This window comes from Pseudomonas deceptionensis (assembly GCF_900106095.1).
Lineage (GTDB): Bacteria > Pseudomonadota > Gammaproteobacteria > Pseudomonadales > Pseudomonadaceae > Aquipseudomonas > Aquipseudomonas deceptionensis.
This window is the reverse complement of the sequence record NZ_FNUD01000002.1, coordinates 1,559,280-1,577,318: the sequence shown is the minus strand read 5'-3', so window position 1 is coordinate 1,577,318 and position 18,039 is coordinate 1,559,280. Positions and strand designations below refer to the sequence as shown.

Annotated in this window: 17 protein-coding genes; 10 read left to right on the top strand and 7 right to left on the bottom strand. The window is 58.1% G+C overall.

What is annotated here, in order from left to right; genetic code table 11:
- Nucleotides 1–216: 216 nt before the first annotated feature.
- Together BLW11_RS07180 and BLW11_RS07175 are read left to right on the top strand one after the other, a co-directional pair.
- Entirely contained in the window at nt 217–696 is a 480-nt protein-coding gene (locus BLW11_RS07180) for an Lrp/AsnC family transcriptional regulator (protein WP_019824171.1), read from the top strand.
- Nucleotides 697–903: 207 nt separating this feature from the next.
- Nucleotides 904–1,113, top strand: a complete 210-nt coding sequence (locus BLW11_RS07175) for a DUF2788 domain-containing protein (protein ID WP_048359347.1) — start codon at nt 904–906, stop codon at nt 1,111–1,113.
- Here the strand turns inward: BLW11_RS07175 and BLW11_RS07170 are convergent.
- The 4 genes from BLW11_RS07170 to BLW11_RS07155 all read right to left on the bottom strand — a co-directional run bounded on the left by BLW11_RS07170 (nt 1,108) and on the right by BLW11_RS07155 (nt 7,624).
- Entirely contained in the window at nt 1,108–1,674 is a 567-nt protein-coding gene (locus BLW11_RS07170) for a pseudouridine synthase (RefSeq protein WP_162200689.1), read from the bottom strand. The genes BLW11_RS07175 and BLW11_RS07170 overlap by 6 nt on opposite strands.
- 144 nt (nt 1,675–1,818) lie before the next feature.
- Entirely contained in the window at nt 1,819–3,291 is a 1,473-nt protein-coding gene (amn, locus tag BLW11_RS07165; RefSeq protein ID WP_162200685.1) for an AMP nucleosidase, read from the bottom strand.
- A 223-nt stretch (nt 3,292–3,514) separates the two neighbouring features.
- Complete coding sequence (locus BLW11_RS07160; protein ID WP_048359349.1) at nt 3,515–5,164, bottom strand: acyl-CoA dehydrogenase family protein; 1,650 nt, start codon at nt 5,162–5,164, stop codon at nt 3,515–3,517.
- A gap of 75 nt (nt 5,165–5,239) precedes the next feature.
- Nucleotides 5,240–7,624 carry a hybrid sensor histidine kinase/response regulator gene (locus tag BLW11_RS07155; RefSeq protein ID WP_048359350.1) on the bottom strand — a complete coding sequence of 795 codons (2,385 nt, stop codon included), beginning with the start codon at nt 7,622–7,624 and terminating at the stop codon, nt 5,240–5,242.
- A gap of 285 nt (nt 7,625–7,909) precedes the next feature.
- Here BLW11_RS07155 and BLW11_RS07150 point away from each other — a divergent pair, with 285 nt between their 5' ends.
- The 4 genes from BLW11_RS07150 to BLW11_RS07135 all read left to right on the top strand — a co-directional run bounded on the left by BLW11_RS07150 (nt 7,910) and on the right by BLW11_RS07135 (nt 11,436).
- The gene (locus BLW11_RS07150) at nt 7,910–8,707 is read left to right on the top strand and encodes a hydroxymethylpyrimidine/phosphomethylpyrimidine kinase (RefSeq protein ID WP_048359351.1); all 798 of its coding nucleotides are present in this window, start codon (nt 7,910–7,912) and stop codon (nt 8,705–8,707) included.
- Nucleotides 8,708–8,724: 17 nt separating this feature from the next.
- Nucleotides 8,725–9,348, top strand: a complete 624-nt coding sequence (gene thiE / locus BLW11_RS07145) for a thiamine phosphate synthase (protein WP_048359352.1) — start codon at nt 8,725–8,727, stop codon at nt 9,346–9,348.
- A 30-nt stretch (nt 9,349–9,378) separates the two neighbouring features.
- Nucleotides 9,379–10,662 carry a glutamate-1-semialdehyde 2,1-aminomutase gene (gene hemL / locus BLW11_RS07140; RefSeq protein ID WP_048359353.1) on the top strand — a complete coding sequence of 428 codons (1,284 nt, stop codon included), beginning with the start codon at nt 9,379–9,381 and terminating at the stop codon, nt 10,660–10,662.
- 225 nt (nt 10,663–10,887) lie between these two features.
- Nucleotides 10,888–11,436 carry a tetratricopeptide repeat protein gene (locus BLW11_RS07135; protein WP_048359354.1) on the top strand — a complete coding sequence of 183 codons (549 nt, stop codon included), beginning with the start codon at nt 10,888–10,890 and terminating at the stop codon, nt 11,434–11,436.
- 2 nt (nt 11,437–11,438) lie between these two features.
- Here the strand turns inward: BLW11_RS07135 and BLW11_RS07130 are convergent, their stop codons facing one another.
- The 3 genes from BLW11_RS07130 to BLW11_RS07120 form a co-directional block, all read right to left on the bottom strand.
- The gene (locus tag BLW11_RS07130) at nt 11,439–12,698 is read right to left on the bottom strand and encodes a hypothetical protein (RefSeq protein WP_048359355.1); all 1,260 of its coding nucleotides are present in this window, start codon (nt 12,696–12,698) and stop codon (nt 11,439–11,441) included.
- A 7-nt stretch (nt 12,699–12,705) separates the two neighbouring features.
- The gene (locus BLW11_RS07125) at nt 12,706–13,203 is read right to left on the bottom strand and encodes a glycine-rich domain-containing protein (protein WP_053069531.1); all 498 of its coding nucleotides are present in this window, start codon (nt 13,201–13,203) and stop codon (nt 12,706–12,708) included.
- A 495-nt stretch (nt 13,204–13,698) separates the two neighbouring features.
- Complete coding sequence (locus tag BLW11_RS07120) at nt 13,699–14,025, bottom strand: DUF1820 family protein (RefSeq protein WP_003444141.1); 327 nt, start codon at nt 14,023–14,025, stop codon at nt 13,699–13,701.
- Nucleotides 14,026–14,157: 132 nt separating this feature from the next.
- On the opposite strand from BLW11_RS07120, the gene miaB reads away from it, so the two are divergent.
- The 4 genes from miaB to BLW11_RS07100 all read left to right on the top strand — a co-directional run bounded on the left by miaB (nt 14,158) and on the right by BLW11_RS07100 (nt 18,026).
- Entirely contained in the window at nt 14,158–15,486 is a 1,329-nt protein-coding gene (gene miaB / locus BLW11_RS07115; RefSeq protein ID WP_048359356.1) for a tRNA (N6-isopentenyl adenosine(37)-C2)-methylthiotransferase MiaB, read from the top strand.
- Nucleotides 15,487–15,675: 189 nt separating this feature from the next.
- Entirely contained in the window at nt 15,676–16,695 is a 1,020-nt protein-coding gene (locus BLW11_RS07110) for a PhoH family protein (RefSeq protein ID WP_048359357.1), read from the top strand.
- On the top strand, nt 16,688–17,146 hold the full coding sequence (gene ybeY, locus BLW11_RS07105) for an rRNA maturation RNase YbeY (RefSeq protein WP_048359358.1): 459 nt from the start codon (nt 16,688–16,690) through the stop codon (nt 17,144–17,146). The genes BLW11_RS07110 and ybeY overlap by 8 nt, the downstream gene beginning before the upstream one ends.
- Before the next feature lie 40 nt (nt 17,147–17,186).
- A complete protein-coding gene (locus BLW11_RS07100; protein WP_048359359.1) occupies nt 17,187–18,026 on the top strand; it encodes an HlyC/CorC family transporter in 840 nt (279 codons plus the stop codon).
- Nucleotides 18,027–18,039: the final 13 nt, after the last annotated feature.

Genomic DNA, 18,039 nt, shown 5'->3' with positions numbered 1-18,039 from the left:
CCCGGGGGCCGGGGCAACCCTGTGGGGTTGGCGGCCGCGGCTGGCCTGATTCGGCGGGCCGCAGTGGACTCTATGTCCGGGCAGTGATTCTGGTATTAAGAATAGGCCTGTGGCCGCGGCAGCCGATTGCGAAGATTGCTCAATAAAACATTACTTGCGCAATTTTTGCCTTAAGGTGGATACTTTCACGCAATAGTTATGACAAAGGGTAACTTCGTGAGCAAACTCGATCGGTATGACCTAAGCATTTTGGCGGAATTGCAGCGTGACGCACGCATCTCGAACCAGGAACTGGCCGAGCGCATAGGCCTGTCGCCGTCACCTTGCTCACGGCGTGTTAAACAGCTTGAGGATGACGGCTACATCAGCCGGCAGGTGGCCCTCCTCGACCGCAAGCTGCTGGGTTTAAGCCTGACGGCCTACGTGCTGATCGGCATGGACCGACACACGCCTGAGCGTTTCGAGAATTTCGAAGCCTGTATCCGCAACCTGCCGCAAGTGCTGGAGTGCAGCCTGGTCACGGGCATGGACGCGGACTATCAGTTGAAAGTAGTGGTCGCCGACATGGATCACTATCAAAAACTGCTGCTGGGCGAGCTGACCCGCATCGAAGGTGTCACCAGCGTGCGCTCCAGTTTTGTGCTCAACCAGGTACTCAACAGCACCGAGTTGCCGCTGACTCATTTGCGCACTTGATCCGAGCACCTGTAGCCGCTGCCGCAGGCTGCGACAAGGGCCGAAGGACCTTCGCTCCTGATCCAGAACCGGAGGTTGCTACGCAACCCATCGCAGCCTGCGGCAGCGGCTACAGAAGTTCGCGTACACCCTCCAGATCAATATCCGCTTCGGCACCATGACGTATACTCCTACGGCTTTTTCCCACGATGATGCCGGAGAACACTGATGGATCCTGCCGTACTAGAAGAATGGATGATGACGATTTTGGTCAGCGTGCTGATCATTTTCATGGCCTTTATCGTCTGGGATCTGGCCAAGAAGTCCAAGGCCGGGCGCTTTGGCTCGTTCATCCTGTTTTTCGTACTGGGCCTGGGCGTGGCCGCATTCATCATCAAAAGCGTGGTCATCGCACTGATCGAATCCGGCTCGCTATAGGCGCGCTGGGACTTCCTTGTATTGCCCCTGCTCCAGCCCTTCAATCGTCCAGTCGCCAATCCGTACGCGCACCAGACGCAAGGTCGGCAACCCCACCGCAGCGGTCATGCGCCGCACCTGACGATTGCGCCCTTCGCGAATCACCAGTTCGAGCCACGCCGTCGGCACGCTTTTACGAAAGCGCACCGGGGGGTTGCGCGGCCATAGCTGCGGTTCTTCGAGGGCACGGGCTTCGGCGGGCAGGGTCTTGCCGTCATTGAGCTCTACGCCGTCCCGCAACTGCTGCAATTGCTCCGGGGTGGGCTCGCCTTCCACTTGCACCCAATACGTCTTGGGCAACTTGTGCTTGGGATCGGCAATGCGTGCCTGTAGCTGGCCATCATTGGTCAGCAGCAGCAAACCTTCACTGTCCCGATCCAGTCGCCCGGCCGGATAAATCCCGGGGATGGGGATAAAGTCCTTGAGCGTCGCCCGCCCGCCTTCGTCGCTGAACTGGGTCAGCACATCGAACGGTTTATTGAACAAAAACAGCTTGGGATCAGCAGGCGGCGCTTTGGCCACGCGGCGAGTGGCAGCCTGAGGGCTGGTGCTTTTGGGTGCCGGGCGGCGTGGGGCGGGACGAACAGGACGGGACATGGCAAAAAGGACATCTAACGATCAGGGGGTGTAATGCTAGTGCCCTGATCGCTAAATGACCATCGTCTATCAACGGAACGGCGGCTCGTCAAAGCTGCGCAGTTTGCGCGAGTGCAGGGAATTGAGCTGGCTGCGCATCAAGTCCACGGCGGCGAGGCCGATTTTCAGATGCTGGCTCACGGCCCGTTCGTAGAACGCGTTGGCTGATCCCGGCAGTTTGATCTCACTGTGGAGCGGTTTGTCCGACACACACAGCAAGGTGCCGTAAGGGACTCGCAAGCGATAACCCTGGGCGGCGATAGTGCCGCTTTCCATGTCCACGGCCACCGCACGGGACAGGTTGATCAGCGGACGCTCCTGGGCCCAGCGCAGTTCCCAGTTACGGTCGTCATAGGTCAGCACGGTGCCGGTGCGCAGACGTTTTTTCAGTTCGTCGCCACGCTCGCCAGTGACTTGAGCGGCGGCTTCCTGCAACGCCAGTTGCACCTCGGCCAGGGCCGGGATCGGGATATTGGGCGGCACCACACGGTCGAGAATCCCGTCGCGGCGCATATAGGCGTGGGCCAATACGTAGTCGCCAATGGTCTGCGACTGGCGCAGACCGCCGCAGTGACCAATCATCAGCCAGCAATGCGGACGCAGCACCGCCAGGTGATCGGTGATGTTTTTGGCGTTGGACGGGCCAACGCCGATGTTCACCAGGGTCACGCCGTGGCCATCGTTGGCCTGCAAGTGATACGCCGGCATCTGATAGCGATGCCACACCACGCCGGCCGCAATCGCCTGCGCTTCGCCGTAGTCCATGGCCTTTTCGATAATGACGTTGCCCGGCAGCACCATGCGCACAAAGCGCGGGTTATCGCGCAGTTGCTCAAGGCCATGGAGGATGAACTGGTCAACATAGCGATGGTAGTTGGTCAGCAGGATCCACGGCTGCACATGGCGCCAGTCGCTGCCGGTGTAGTGCACCAGGCGGCGCAGCGAGAAGTCGACCCGTGCGGCGTCGAACAGCGCCAGTGGCAGGGGATCGGTGTTTGCCCAGTCGTACAGACCATCGGCGATGCCATCAGTGGCCGCCGACAGGTCAGTACTCGGGAAAACCCGTGCCAGGGCTGCCGCCGTAACGCCGGAGCCGGCCAGTTCATCGCCCTGCTCGACCACATAGGGGTAAGGAATATTTTGCTGGCTGACGCCCACTTCGACTTCAACCGTGAAGTCGCGCATCAAGGGCACCAGCTGTTCCAGCAGGTAGTTACGGAACGCGGCGGGATGGGTCACGGTGACGCTGTAAGTGCCCGGCAACTGGACCTTGGCGTACGCCCGGGTCAGGGTCGGAATTTCGCCGTTGATGCTGTTGGTCAGCCGCAGCTCCGGGTAACGGAACAGGGCGCGTTCCTCGGCGCTGGGCTCGACTCTATCCTTGAGGTAACGCTTGAGTGCCTGGCTCAACGCCGTGGTTGCGCGCTCGTGCAAGGCTGCGAGCCGCTCGACGGCCTCTTCAGCGGTGGAAACGACAATAAAAGCTTCGGTCACGATAAGCATCCTGTCTTCTGAACGGGCAGGCCATTATCTTGCCTGTATCGAGAGGTAAAGGCACGAGCCAATCCGCTCCATCTAGCCCTGTAGCCGCTGAGGAGCACAGCGAGGCTGCGTCCGATTGCGCAGCGATCGTAAAGCCTGAGTTCGCGGCATTCCCGACAAACAGTGGAGCCTGATTTTGCGATGACTGCGTCATCGATCGCAGCCTCGCTACGCGCCTCAGCGGCTACATGAATTTGGGGGTGGATCGGGCAACAATGGCCGCCACATTCAAGCCCCGGGGCAACGTGCCGTAGACCCGGCCGCTGCCTTGCAGGCGGCTGGCGATAAAGGCGTCGCTGACGTCGCTGTTACCCGCCTCCAGCAGCAGTTTTGCCTGCAGGCCCAAGGCGATGTCTTCGGTCAGCTGCCGGGCGCGGTATTGAATGTCATCGGTGTCGCCGAAGGCGGTCTTGAGCCCGGCAATGTGTTGCGCCAAACGGCTGTCGCCATGCCCGTCACCCAGCTCGGCGAACAAGGCATCCAGCACGCCCGGCTCTTTGGAGAGGGCGCGCAGTACGTCCAGGCATTGAACGTTACCCGAACCTTCCCACGTGGAGTTCACCGGTGCTTCGCGATAAAGACGCGGCAGGATGCTGTCTTCGACATACCCCGCACCGCCCATGCATTCGGCCGCCTCATTGATCATGGCCGGGGCCCGCTTGCAGATCCAGTACTTGCCCACCGCCGTCACCAGCCGTGAAAACCTGGCCTCTTGCGGGTCGTCCAGATGGTCCAGCGCCCGGCCCATGCGCAGGCTCAAGGCCAGCGCGGCTTCGCTCTCCAGAGCCAGGTCTGCCAATACGTTTTGCATCAACGGCTGATCTGCCAGCACCCGCCCGCCTACCAGGCGATGGGCGCAATGATGGCTGGCCTGGGTCAACGCCTGACGCATCAAAGCGCTGGAGCCGACCATGCAATCGAAGCGGGTCATGGCAACCATTTCAATAATCGTCGGCACGCCGCGCCCTTCTTCGCCAATCATCCAGGCCAGCGCCCCACGGAACTCGACTTCGCTGGAGGCGTTGGAGTGGTTGCCCAGTTTGTTTTTCAGACGCTGGATATAGAACTCATTGCGGCTGCCGTCCGGGCGATGGCGCGGCAGTAAAAAGCAGCTCAGGCCCTTGTCGGTTTGCGCCAGGGTCAGGAAGCCGTCACACATCGGGGCCGAGCAAAACCATTTGTGGCCCAGCAGCTCATAGGCCTGCCCCGCCCCCTTGGCCCCCACCGGATACGCCCGCGTGGTATTGGCCCGCACATCGGTGCCGCCCTGCTTTTCAGTCATGGCCATGCCGAGTGTGGCGCCGGCTTTTTGGCTGATCTCAACATTGCGCGGGTCGTACTCGGTGGCGAGGACTTTGGGCAGCCACACCCGGGCAATGTCCGGTTGCAGGCGCAAGGCCGGCACGCTGGCGAAGGTCATGGTCAAAGGGCAGCCACTGCCGGCTTCAGCCTGGGTGTGCAGGTAGGTCATGCTCGCGCGGGCCACATGGGCACCGGGTTGCGGGTCGGTCCAGGGCAAGGAGGGCAAGCCGTGTTCAATCGCCGTGCGCATCAGCTCGTGGTACGCCGGGTGAAACTCCACCAGATCGATCCGATGACCATAACGGTCATGGCTGACAAACTGCGGTTTGTTTTCATTGGCTAAAAAGCCCGCAGCCATCAACGGGCCACCCGCCAGCGCACCGTACCGATCGATCCGCGGCTGCGCCCAGCCCGCACCAAAATGCTGGCTCCACTGTTGCAGCGGCAGGTCGATGCGGTACAGGTTCACGCCGTCCAGAGACGGCGGCTGATTGGTCACTTCGTGGGTTTCAGCGTACTGATGCAGGTTCATTGCGCGGGCTCCTGTGGATCATGCCAATGGAGCCAGTGAAGCACGCATCTGTGCCTGAGCAAGTGGCATAGACGCCTAAAACTCGGCGTTTTTACCACTATGACCTGTCAACAGTCGCTGTACCAAGGCGTACTGCAGGTCTTCAAAACGCAGGGGCTTGAGCAAGTAATCGGTGATGCCATCGACCTGCTCACGGGCCTGCTGAGCCTCGGCTTCTGACCCGAACAGCGCCAGCACCGGTAACTGTGCACACGCGGCCAAGGTCAGTAACTGATTGCCCATCGACGTGCCGGCCACCCTCTCCAACGGACACGCCAGCAACACCGCGTCCACCCGCTCACGGCGCAGGGCCTCTATGGCCGCCTGCCCCGTGTCAACACTGAGCACGCGGTAACCCAGCCGGAGCAACATGCCACGTACGGCCACGGGATTGCTGGCCGTGTCTTCGACCAGCAAAACGACGCACTCGCCCGGGGTTCGAGCGAGTGCAGGCGTCTGTGCCGGCTCCTGCGGCGAGGCCGCGGGCGGCGACTCAAGCTCCAGCAACAACTGAAACTGCGAGCCCTGCCCTGGCTGCGAATGATGGGTCAGACGCCCGCCAAGCAATTCCACCAGGCGCCGGCAAATCGCCAGACCGATGCCCAACCCGCCATAGCCGCGGGTCATGGAACCATCAACCTGGAAGAAGTGCTGATACAGCTCGGCTTCTTCCTGGTGAACGAAGCCGATGCCGCTGTCGATCACATTAAAAGCCAGCGCCCAGCGCCCAGACTCTGCAACTTTGCCGGTCACCCGCACAATCACGCCGCCTTCGCAGGTGAACTTGATGGCGTTATCCAGCAGGCACTCAAGGCACTGGCGAATTTTCTCGGCATCGCCTACCCAGTGATCGGGCAAGTTGCGTGCGATTTCATACGAAAACTCCAGACCCTTGCTGCGCGCCGCCGGGCCGAACTGATCGCTCAGGCCTTGCAACAGCTCATTCAGGCTAAAAGGCTGTGGGCGCGCTTTAAGTCGGCCCGCTTGCAGCTCGGTCAGGGCCAGGATGCCGTTGACCATGTGCATCATCTCGCGCGCCGAGCCCTCGGCAGTCTGGGTGTACTGCTCAAGCTCAGGGCCCATGTCCAGGGTTTTGATCAACTCCAGGGAGCCGATCACACCGTTCATGGGGGTGCGCAATTCATGGGTGACCGTCGCCAAAAACTCGTCTTTAAGCTGGTTGGTGCGGGCCAGTTGCTGGTTCATGGCGGCCAGCTTTTGCCCGGACTCCTGCAGCGTGCGCGCCTGCAAGTCCCGCATGGCATTGATGCGATCGGCAAGAGCCAGCGACAGCAGCCCCACCTCAATTGCCGAGCCGATCTGGCTGGCGTACATAGTCAGGAACACGTTTGGCAGATAGCCCAGCACCATCAGCGTATTGACCAGACCACCCAGCAAAAAGGCCGACCAGGCGATCACAAAGTAGCGTGCAACCCGCAAGCCACGGACCCAGGCCACGACGCCGGCAGTAAAGATGGTGACGATAAACGCCAACGCCAGCCCTGTCGCCAGGCGCAACGACACGGCATAGCTGGTGGTCAGTGCGAGCACCATCACCAGGGCGCCCACGGCCATCAGCAGCATCAGGGCCCGGTCCAGCCAGCGGCTGTGGGAGGCGGTGTGCAGGAAAGAGCGGGCAAACTGACAACCGAAAAACGCCGACGCGCCAATCAGGAACGGTGTGGACGCATTGGCCCACCACGGGTTGTCCGGCCAGAAGTACTGCACCGCTGCACCATTGACCGACAGCTGGTACAGGCCAAAAGAGGCGATATAGAAGATGTAATAGAGGTAACTGGTGTCACGCACACTGAGGTAAATGAACAGGTTGTAAACCAGCATGCCCAGCAACACGCCATAAATCAGGCCCAGGATGTAAATCCGTATGGGCTGTTCTTCGAGGTAGGCCTGGGCGGACCAGAGCGTGAGCGGTGCCTGAACCGAGCCCTGACTGGCCAGGCGCAAGTACGCAGTCTGGCTTTGCTCCGGGCTGAAGTTGAGTTCAAACAGGTAATTGTTTTCTTTGATCGGGCGGCTGCCAAAGGGCAACGCGTCCCCCGTGCGCTCCACCAGCCGGTAGTTGCCAGCGGTATCCGGCAGGTACAGCTCGATGGAATCAAGCGGCGGGTAAGCCAATTCCAGCAGCCAGGTGCGATGAGCTGTCGGGTCTTGCGGCTGGTAATGCAGATCAACCTTGATCCAGAAGGCCGAGTGCGAGTAGCCCTCGTTCAACGTGTCTTTGGTGTGCGGCTTGAACAGCCCGGCGCGTGCCGTGACATCCGCCAGAGTCGCTTTTCCACCGACGTCTTCAAAGACTTGCATCACACGGCCCAAGGGCAGGCTTTGTGTGGTTTCGTCAAAAGAGACTGCGCTGGCCAGCATCGGTAGCCAGCCCAACAACATCATCAACAAATAGCGCATACAGCCCCAACGTAGCCCACCCGATGACGTGCGCATCCCATATTCCCTTTGAGACGACGTCGACCGAATGACCGGTTATTAATTTGCAGGCACTTTAACATAGCCATTAATGGCACATACACAGTATGCGAAAAATCAATAGAAAGGCTCTATCTCGGGCCTTACAGAGAACATTACAGGTCTAGACAAGGCCATCTATCACGCTGACCAAAGACTTGCGACCACTCTATAAGTGAACACGGACCAAGCGCCCCAAAAAACCGTTTGGTGGTAAGCTCGCGCACCATGAATATCTACAGTTCTCGCCCCGTTGTCCTCTGTCTCTCCGGCCATGACCCCAGTGGTGGTGCCGGCTTGCAGGCAGATATCGAAGCCCTGCTGGCTCAAGGTTGTCACGCCGCTCCCGTGGTGACCGCCCTGACTGTGCAGAACACCGTCAATGTCCGCGATTTCCGCGTGCTGGACCGTGAGTGGGTGCTGGCGCAGGCCGATGCCGTGCTTAGCGACTCCACCGTTGCGGCGGTCAAGCTGGGCATGCTTGGCTCACTGGAAATGGTCGACACCGTGGTCGAACTGCTTCAGGCCCACCCGCATCTGCCGATGGTCTGCGACCCCGTGTTGCGCGCAGGCGGTGGCGGACGACTGGGCAAGGACGAAGTGGGCTACGCCATGCGCGAACGCCTGCTGCCACTGGCCACCATTGCCACCCCCAACCTTCCCGAAGCCCGCATTTTGGCCGAACTGCCCGATGGCAGCGCCGATGAGTGCGCAGAAAAACTGCTGCCTTTTTGCCAGCACCTGCTGATCACCGGCGGTCACGGTGATGAGCACGAAGTCCATAACCGCCTGTACAGCCGCGACGGTAGCCGCCACACCTTTACCTGCTATCGCTTGCCCGGCAGCTATCACGGTTCGGGTTGCACTCTGGCCAGCACCCTGGCCGGGCGACTGGCCATCGGTGAAGAACTGGTCAGCGCCGTGCAAACCGCGCTCAACTACACGTGGCGCACCCTGCGCGATGCCGAGCAACTGGGGCAGGGGCAGTTTGTACCGCGCCGCTTGCCGCTGGACTTCTGCTCGTAACGAAAGAGGCACGACCCATGACACTGCGCGGCCTGTATGCAATCACTGACAGCCAACTGCTGGCCGGCAAGCTGCTGCCCTACGTTGAGGCCGCCCTCGATGGCGGCCTGACGCTGTTGCAATACCGCGACAAAAGCAACGACGACGCTCGTCGCCTTCGCGAAGCCGAGGCCTTGCGTGGTTTGTGCGAGCGTTACAAGGCGCACTTGATCATCAACGACGATGCCGAGCTGGCTGCGCGCCTGGGCGTAGGCGTACACCTGGGGCAAACCGATGGTCCGCTGACGCCGGCCCGGGCACTGCTCGGGCGCAATGCCATCATTGGTTCGACCTGCCACAGCCAGATTGAACTTGCCGAGCAAGCAGCCAAGGAAGGTGCGAGTTATGTTGCCTTTGGCCGCTTTTTCAATTCCAGCACCAAGCCCGGCGCCCCTACCGCGACCCTGGATGTGCTGGACCAGGCTCGCGCCCGGCTCAACGTGCCGATTTGTGTGATTGGCGGCATTACCCTGGACAACGCTGCGCCACTGGTCGCCCATGGCGCCGATTTGCTGGCAGTGGTGCACGGCCTGTTTGGCGCTGACAGTGCCCAGGAAGTCACCCGCCGCGCCAAGGCGTTCAACACCTTACTGTCTATTTAAATACCGAATCCTGATTCAGAGAGAGCCCCCATGTCTCGTTCCGAAACCCTGTTTGCCAATGCCCAAAAACACATCCCCGGTGGCGTGAACTCGCCCGTTCGTGCGTTCAAGAGCGTGGGCGGCACCCCGCTGTTCTTCAAGCACGCCGAAGGCGCCTACGTGACTGACGAAGACAACAAGCGTTATGTCGATTACGTCGGTTCGTGGGGGCCGATGATTCTGGGCCACAGCCATCCAGAAGTGCTGGATGCGGTGCGTGCACAACTGGAGCACGGCTTGTCGTATGGCGCTCCGACCGCCATGGAAACCGAAATGGCGGATCTGGTGTGCTCCATCGTGCCGTCGATGGAAATGGTGCGCATGGTCAGCTCCGGCACCGAAGCCACCATGAGCGCCATCCGCCTGGCCCGTGGTTTCACCGGCCGCGACAATATTCTCAAGTTTGAAGGTTGCTACCACGGCCACTCCGACAGCCTGCTGGTCAAGGCCGGTTCCGGCCTGCTGACCCAGGGCGTGCCGAGCTCGGCCGGGGTTCCGGCTGACTTCGCCAAACACACCCTGACCACCGCCTTCAATGACATCGACGCGGTTGAAAAGCTGCTGGGCGAAGTCGGCGACACCGTGGCCTGCATCATCGTCGAGCCGGTGGCCGGCAACATGAACTGCGTGCCGCCTGCGCCGGGCTTCCTGCAAGGGCTGCGCAGCCTGTGCGACAAGCACGGCGTGGTGCTGATTTTTGACGAAGTGATGACCGGCTTCCGTGTTGCCCTGGGTGGTGCTCAAGCCTATTACGGCGTGACCCCGGACCTGAGCACCTTCGGCAAGATCATCGGCGGCGGCATGCCGGTAGGCTGCTTCGGCGGCAAGCGCGAAATCATGCAGCACATCGCGCCACTGGGCCCGGTTTACCAGGCCGGCACCTTGTCCGGTAACCCGCTGGCGATGGCGGCAGGCCTGACCACCTTGCGCCTGATCAGCCGCCCGGGCTTCCACGCCGAGCTGAGCGATTACACCACGCGCTTGCTTGAAGGCTTGCAACAGCGCGCCGATGCGGCGGGTATTCCCTTCGTCACCACCCAGGCAGGCGGCATGTTCGGCCTGTACTTCAGCGGCGCTGACGACATCGTGACCTTCGACGACGTCATGGCCAGCGATGCCGACCTGTTCAAGCGCTTCTTCCACCTGATGCTGGACGGTGGCGTGTACCTGGCACCGAGCGCATTTGAAGCCGGTTTCACCTCGATTGCCCACGGCGAGGCAGAGCTGCAACTGACTCTGGATGCAGCTGAACGCGCATTTGCCGCACTGAAGTGATCCACAAAAACGGCAAGGGTTGATGCCCTTGCCGTTTTTTTATGCCCGTAATGACATGATCTTTTACCCCGCCCGTCCAAAATCGTCTTAAATCAATGGATATGTCGGTCAGGCAGCAGAAAAACGAGTAAAGACTTTGTAAGGTTGCCTCCGCTTATTTCATAATGCGCGCCTATACATCCCATGGTCGGGTCAGCCCGTCTTTCCAGAGGTACGTCGATTCCCATGAACCGCACCGGCCGCGCCCTTGCACTGGGCTGCCTGTTGCTCCTACAACCGCTGCTTGTCCAGGCAGGCGGTAACTCGTTGTTGATCCCAGCAATGGGTCGCTGCACCCTCAATACTCAGCCTGAAGACCTCGCAGAGGCGCTTGCGGCATGCGTTGAAGCGGCAAAAGCCGGGGATGCAGAAGCCGAATACGAGTTAGGCGAGTTCTATTACGACGGTAAAAATGCCCCGCGCGACCTCAACAAGGCATTGAGCTATTTCGAGCAGGCATCGCTGCAAGGCCACGCCATGGCGCAATTCCAGCTCGGTACCATGTTCTTCAAGGGCGAAGGCGTGCCGGCCAATAACATTCAGGCGTATATCGTGCTGAAGATGGCCGCCGTTAACGGCGCCGAAGATGCGCTGGACACCGCCGATCTGGTGGCAGAGCAAATGCCCCGCGACCAACTCGAAACCGCGACCCAGATACTGGGGCAGATCTTCCGCAAATACCTGCAGGAACTGCAGTCGACGGACGCCCGCTCGCCGTTTTCACCGCTGCCCTGATTTCAAACCGTTGCTGGTTTGGCGGCGACAACGTGCCTGTGCCGGATACGTAGCTGCAGGCATATACAGCCCACCAGCAAGCCTGCACTTTGCAGTCTGAGATAGAAATGGATATCGACGTTCCCCACATTGGCGAAGTAGATGATGGGTATCAAGACACTCAACATCACCATATTCATCATCAATTGAGGGGCCAACGTGTCCCGCAGCCCGCGCAAGTGAGAGGTACTCAGGGAGAGCACCGAACCACTCGCCAAAAGGCAACTGACTGATATAAAGGCATCACGATCAAACGTGACTATTGTCTCGCCTAACCAAAAGAAAAGAGAACGGCCTGCTACTGATAGCACACCGAGCAGCAACACGATCAATATCGACAACCCCAACTGGCCCTTTACATAAGAAGCCAAACGTTGCTCGGCGTGCCTGCTGATATAAAGACTGTGGGCCTGACAGTACGCAATCACAGGAATCATAAATAACCCCACCACCGACATATACACCGACAACTGAGCTACCTGCGCAGACGCTTCTGTCGCCAACTTCTCATTCAATAAATAAAAATACAGCTTCTGCCCGGCCAATCCAAACGCTATTGGAAAACCCAATCTGATAATACTTTGCGTTGTCCGCGTGCAATACATCGGATAAAAATCGAAATTACGCCTCCATGAAAGCCGTAACAGGCAGAGCAGCAATAACACTTCACCGAACAAGAAATACCCCACCGCCCAATAAATAAAACTTTCGGTACCGGCCGCATGGAATGCCACCCCTAAATACAAACCCGCACACACCGTAGCACCCGACCTTATTATCGAACATGCTCGAGCATCTCCATTCGCCTCATGAAAAAACTGGAGGAATGTATTAATAACCAATACCGGTATCGCGCCGATATAAATAGCCGCCAGCGCATGAACTTTATTAACATTCATTTGGGCTCCCGGAAAATCGGCAATCCACGCAAGTATTACGAAACCAATCAATAGTGACACCACTGCCATTATTAACGAAACGCTGAAACCGCCACGAAACAAATACGTCTTTTCCTGGATGTCATCCGAATGTTCAGCGATTAAATTACCCGTCGCCCCCAATGACATTGAAAGCATCACGGCCACTACAGAAAAAATCGCCAGCACATACGACATCAACGCAAGGTCACTCGCGTGTTTGTGAGCCACCAAGGCCAGCAAGAACGTTATTCCGAAATATGGCATGACTCGACTGATGGTGAGCGGCACTAAAGAGCGACGCATGAATCTTTCATAGCGCATCACTTGCCCCCCACACCGAAATCATTTTTTTACCAAACTCAACTTCATGCAATGCCTGCATGACCTCAAACGCTACGTGCAGATTCACTTCGTCTTCTGCACTGCGCATTCCGAAATAAGGATAGTGATGAAAGAAGTAACCAAATATTTTCTCGCAATAAATTTTATACTGCCGAGTGTCCATTATGTGATGATGCCAAACCTCATCCACCTCAAGTAAAGGAGGAAGCACAGGATACGCTCGAGAATATTTTTTATTCAAAAAAAGAAAATTCTTATAATACTGTATTGCAATCTCAGCCTCTAAGGAATGCCATTTTCGGCACAACAGCCTGTCACCCGACATCAGCTTGTTTTTTATCAGATCGAAATCCATCCCATTAATGTGCGCCACGGCCTCTTCCAGGGTTGGCAGCACACTATCACCAACGACCACTTCCATTGAATGAGGAAGTGTCTTAACAATATCATCGTATTTTCTAGTCATAAGAAGCCCCTCCATTGAACTGCCGGCAGTTAAGCCGGCAGCGCCACCTTATTACCAGTTACCATCACCTCCGCCCTGACAGTGACCGCCACTTCCATTATTGTTCGCACTGGCAAGCATCTTCATGGCCTCGACAGATAGCTTTTGAACGGGTTTAACTTGATCTACGGTCGATACTTTACTAGAAACGTTCATCTCTATATCTCCACATAAATATCAATGGCCAGCCGAATAGCCGACAACGAAAAAATACACCCAAACAAAAAGACAACTCAACAAAAAATCCAGACAGACAAATACCAATTTTAAGTAAGCAGCTTCCTACGTACACACACGAAATTTAAAATACAAAAAACACACCCAACCTAAAGAGCTGATATTTCAGCAACTTTATTAGTGATAGATAGTTCAAACTTATTTATAGACGTGCACGTTGAGCGGGTAGAAGCACCCAACGCTATGCAAGAGGAGAGGACGCGCTAAAAAGAAGAGACCTTACTTTTCCGGCATCGGAAACGGAAACGGCATCACGTTGCTCATGCCGCGGGCTTCGCTGATTTTCGGGGTACCCAGACGTTCAACCTCGTCGATGCGCACAATCGAATGCATCGGCACAAAACTGCGCACCACGCCTTCGAACTGGGCCTTGAGCTTTTCTTCGCTCGGGTCAACGACCATTTGCGTGCGCTCACCAAAGACGAATTCCTCCACTTCCAGGAAACCCCACAGATCGCTTTGATAGATCTGCTTGGCGTACATTTCGAACACCTGGCCCTGGTTAAGGAAAATCACCTTGTAAATTGGAGCTTCACGTTTGGTCATGGTGGGCGGGTAAGCATCTGAAGGTATAAAAGAGGGCGCGAACTATAGCATAGCCGTCAGACGCACAATGCTAGGAAGCAACGGCTATGCCCCCTATAATGCGCGGTTCTTTGAATCACTTGATGAACACCCATGGCCAAGAAGCTTTACATCGAAACCCACGGTTGCCAGATGAATGAGTACGACAGCTCGCGCATGGTCGACCTGCTGGGTGAACATCAGGCCCTGGAAGTCACAGCGCGCGCCGAAGACGCTGATGTCATCCTGCTTAATACCTGTTCAATCCGTGAACGCGCCCAAGACCGCGTGTATTCACAACTGGGCCGCTGGCGCGAACTGAAACTGGCCAACCCCGACATGGTCATTGCCGTGGGCGGTTGTGTTGCCAGCCAGGAAGGTGCCGCGATCCGCGATCGCGCACCTTATGTGGACGTGGTGTTCGGCCCGCAAACCCTGCACCGCCTGCCTGAAATGATCAACGCCGCGCGCCTCACCAAGCTGCCGCAGGTCGATGTATCGTTCCCCGAGATCGAGAAATTCGACCACCTGCCCGAGCCGCGCATCGACGGTCCGAGCGCTTACGTGTCGGTCATGGAAGGCTGCAGCAAGTACTGCACGTTCTGCGTGGTGCCTTACACCCGCGGCGAAGAAGTCAGCCGCCCGTTCGACGACGTGTTGGCCGAGGTGATTCACCTGGCTGAAAACGGCGTGCGCGAAGTGACCTTGCTCGGCCAGAACGTCAACGGCTACCGCGGCCTGACCGAGGGCGGCCGCCTGGCGGATCTCGCCGAGCTGATTCGCGTGGTTGCGGCCATCGACGGCATCGAGCGTATTCGCTACACCACTTCCCACCCGCTGGAGTTCTCCGACAGCCTGATCCTGGCTCACGCCGAAGTCCCGGAACTGGTCAAGCACCTGCACTTGCCTGTGCAGTCGGGCTCTGACCGCATCCTGTCAGCGATGAAGCGCAACCACACGGCGCTGGAGTACAAGTCCAAGCTGCGCAAACTGCGCGCTGCCGTGCCGGGGATCTGCATCAGTTCGGACTTTATTGTCGGCTTCCCGGGCGAAACCGAAAAAGACTTCGAACAAACCATGAAGCTGATCGAAGACGTGGGTTTCGACTTCTCCTACTCCTTTGTTTACAGCCAGCGACCGGGCACCCCGGCCGCCGATCTGGCTGACGACACGCCGGAAGAGCGCAAGAAGGAGCGTCTGAACGCGCTGCAACATCGCCTCAACCAGCAGGGTTTCGAAATCAGCCGCCAGATGGTGGGTTCAACCCAGCGGATTCTGGTCACTGACTACTCGAAGAAAGACCCTGGCGAGCTGCAGGGGCGCACCGAGAACAACCGCATCGTCAACTTCCGCTGCGACAACCCGCAGCTGATCGGGCAATTCGCCGATGTGCATATCGATGCTGCCCAGCCGCACTCGTTGCGGGGCTCGCTGCTGAACTAAGCAGAACCTGTAGCCGCGGCCCAAGGCTGCGATCGGATAGCCGTTAAACGCTAGCGCCCACTTCGTGGACGATCGCAGCCAGTACCAGCGGCTACAGGTTTACGTCACATCAGTAAGTCCTTTCACGCATGACCTGCTAGCGTTATCCTTTATTTCATCTTAATTGCCTAAGGGCGGCTAAATACGACCTTGAACGCACCCATAGAACCACATCGCTTCCTTCTCGAGCCTTTTGAGGCTCGCCGTTTCGCCAATCTGTGCGGGCAATTCGACGAGCATTTGCGCTTGATTGAACAGCGCCTGACGATCGAAATCCGCAATCGCGGCAATCAATTCGAATTGATCGGCGACCCAAAACTGACGTCCTCCGCAGAAAACCTGCTGCGCCGCCTGTACCGCGAAACCAAAGCCTCTGAGCTTTCGCCGGACATGGTGCACCTGTTCCTGCAGGAATCTGCCGTCGAAGACCTCGCCAGCAATCCTGTGGCCGAAGCCAGCGTTTCGTTGCGCACCAAAAAGGGCATGATTCGCCCTCGCGGCATCAACCAGCAGCGCTACGTCAAAGAGATTCTGGGCAACGACATCAACTTCGGGGTTGGCCCGGCAGGTACAGGTAAAACCTACCTGGCCGTAGCCTGCGCCGTTGATGCCCTGGAACGCGAGCAGATCCGCCGCATCCTGCTGGTTCGTCCGGCGGTTGAAGCAGGCGAGAAACTCGGCTTCCTGCCCGGCGACCTGTCGCAAAAAATCGACCCGTACCTGCGACCGCTCTACGACGCACTGTACGAGATGCTGGGCTTTGAATACGTGGCCAAGCTGATCGAGCGCCAGGTTATTGAAGTCGCACCGTTGGCCTATATGCGCGGTCGTACGCTGAACAACAGCTTCATCATTCTCGACGAAAGCCAGAACACCACCGTTGAGCAAATGAAGATGTTCCTGACCCGTATCGGCTTTGGCTCTACCGCCGTGATCACAGGTGACATCACCCAGATCGACCTGCCCAAGGGCACCAAGTCTGGCCTGAACCACGTCATCGAAGTGCTCAAGGACGTACCGGGCATCAGCTTTACTCACTTCCAGTCCAAAGACGTGGTGCGCCACCCGCTGGTGCAGCGCATTGTGGAAGCCTACGGGCGCTACGAACAGGAAGCCGCCGACAAGCTGGCCGCACTGCCCGCTGCAAAGGATTACCGTCACGATGCTTGAGCTTGACCTGCAACTGGCCACCGAGGCAACGGCACCCACCGAAGCCCAGTTCCGCCAATGGTGCGAACTGGCCCTGCGCCAGCGCACCGCTGATTCGGAAATGACCATTCGTCTAGTAGACGAACCCGAAGGCCGTGAGCTTAATCACACCTGGCGCCAGAAAGACTACGCGACCAACGTGCTGTCCTTCCCGGCCGACGTGCCCGACGAGTTTCTGGATATCCCGTTGCTGGGCGATCTGGTCATTTGCGTGGCAGTGGTTGAACGCGAAGCCGCGGAACAAGGCAAAAGCCTTGAAGCCCACTGGGCCCATCTGGTGATTCACGGCTGCTTGCATCTTCTGGGTTACGACCATATAGAAGATGAAGAAGCCGAAGAAATGGAAGCACTGGAACGAACGTTGCTTGCAGAACTGGGTCATCCTGACCCGTATGCAGACGACGAAACCTGATACACCCACTGAAACTACCAAGGGATACGAGTAAATCGCTATGAGCGAAGACCGATCGAGCAACGGGCAAAAGTCATGGTTAGGTAAGCTGACCCAGGCATTTGCCCATGAGCCGAAAAACCGCCAGGAGCTGCTTGAGCTGCTGCGCGAAGCACATCAGAACAAACTGCTGGACAGCGAAGCGCTGGCCATCGTCGAAGGCGCCATTCAAGTGGCTGACCTGCAAGTACGGGACATCATGGTTCCGCGCTCGCAGATGATCAGCATCAGGGCGACCCAGACACCCCGAGAGTTTCTCCCGGCGATCATCGAAGCGGCGCACTCGCGCTATCCGGTGATCGGCGAAAGCCACGACGACGTCCTGGGCGTACTTCTGGCCAAAGACCTGCTGCCGCTGATCCTTCAGGAGAACGGCGACAAGTACAACATCAAGGATTTGCTGCGTCCGGCGACATTTGTCCCTGAGTCCAAGCGCCTTAACGTGTTGTTGCGTGAGTTCCGGGCCAACCACAACCACATGGCCATCGTCATTGACGAGTACGGCGGCGTGGCGGGTCTGGTGACGATTGAAGACGTTCTGGAACAGATCGTCGGCGACATCGAAGACGAGCACGATGTCGAGGAAGACAGCTACATCAAGCCACTGCCCAGCGGTGACTTCCTGATCAAGGCCCTGACCCCGATCGAGAACTTCAACGAGTTCTTCGACAGCGAATTCTCCGACGATGAATTCGACACTGTGGGCGGTCTGGTCATGAGCGCGTTCGGGCACTTGCCAAAACGCAACGAAATCACTGAAATCGGCCCTTACCGCTTCCGCATCCTGAATGCTGACAGTCGCCGGATTCATCTGATTCGCCTGACGCCTATTGCCCGCTAAACCTCAATACCAA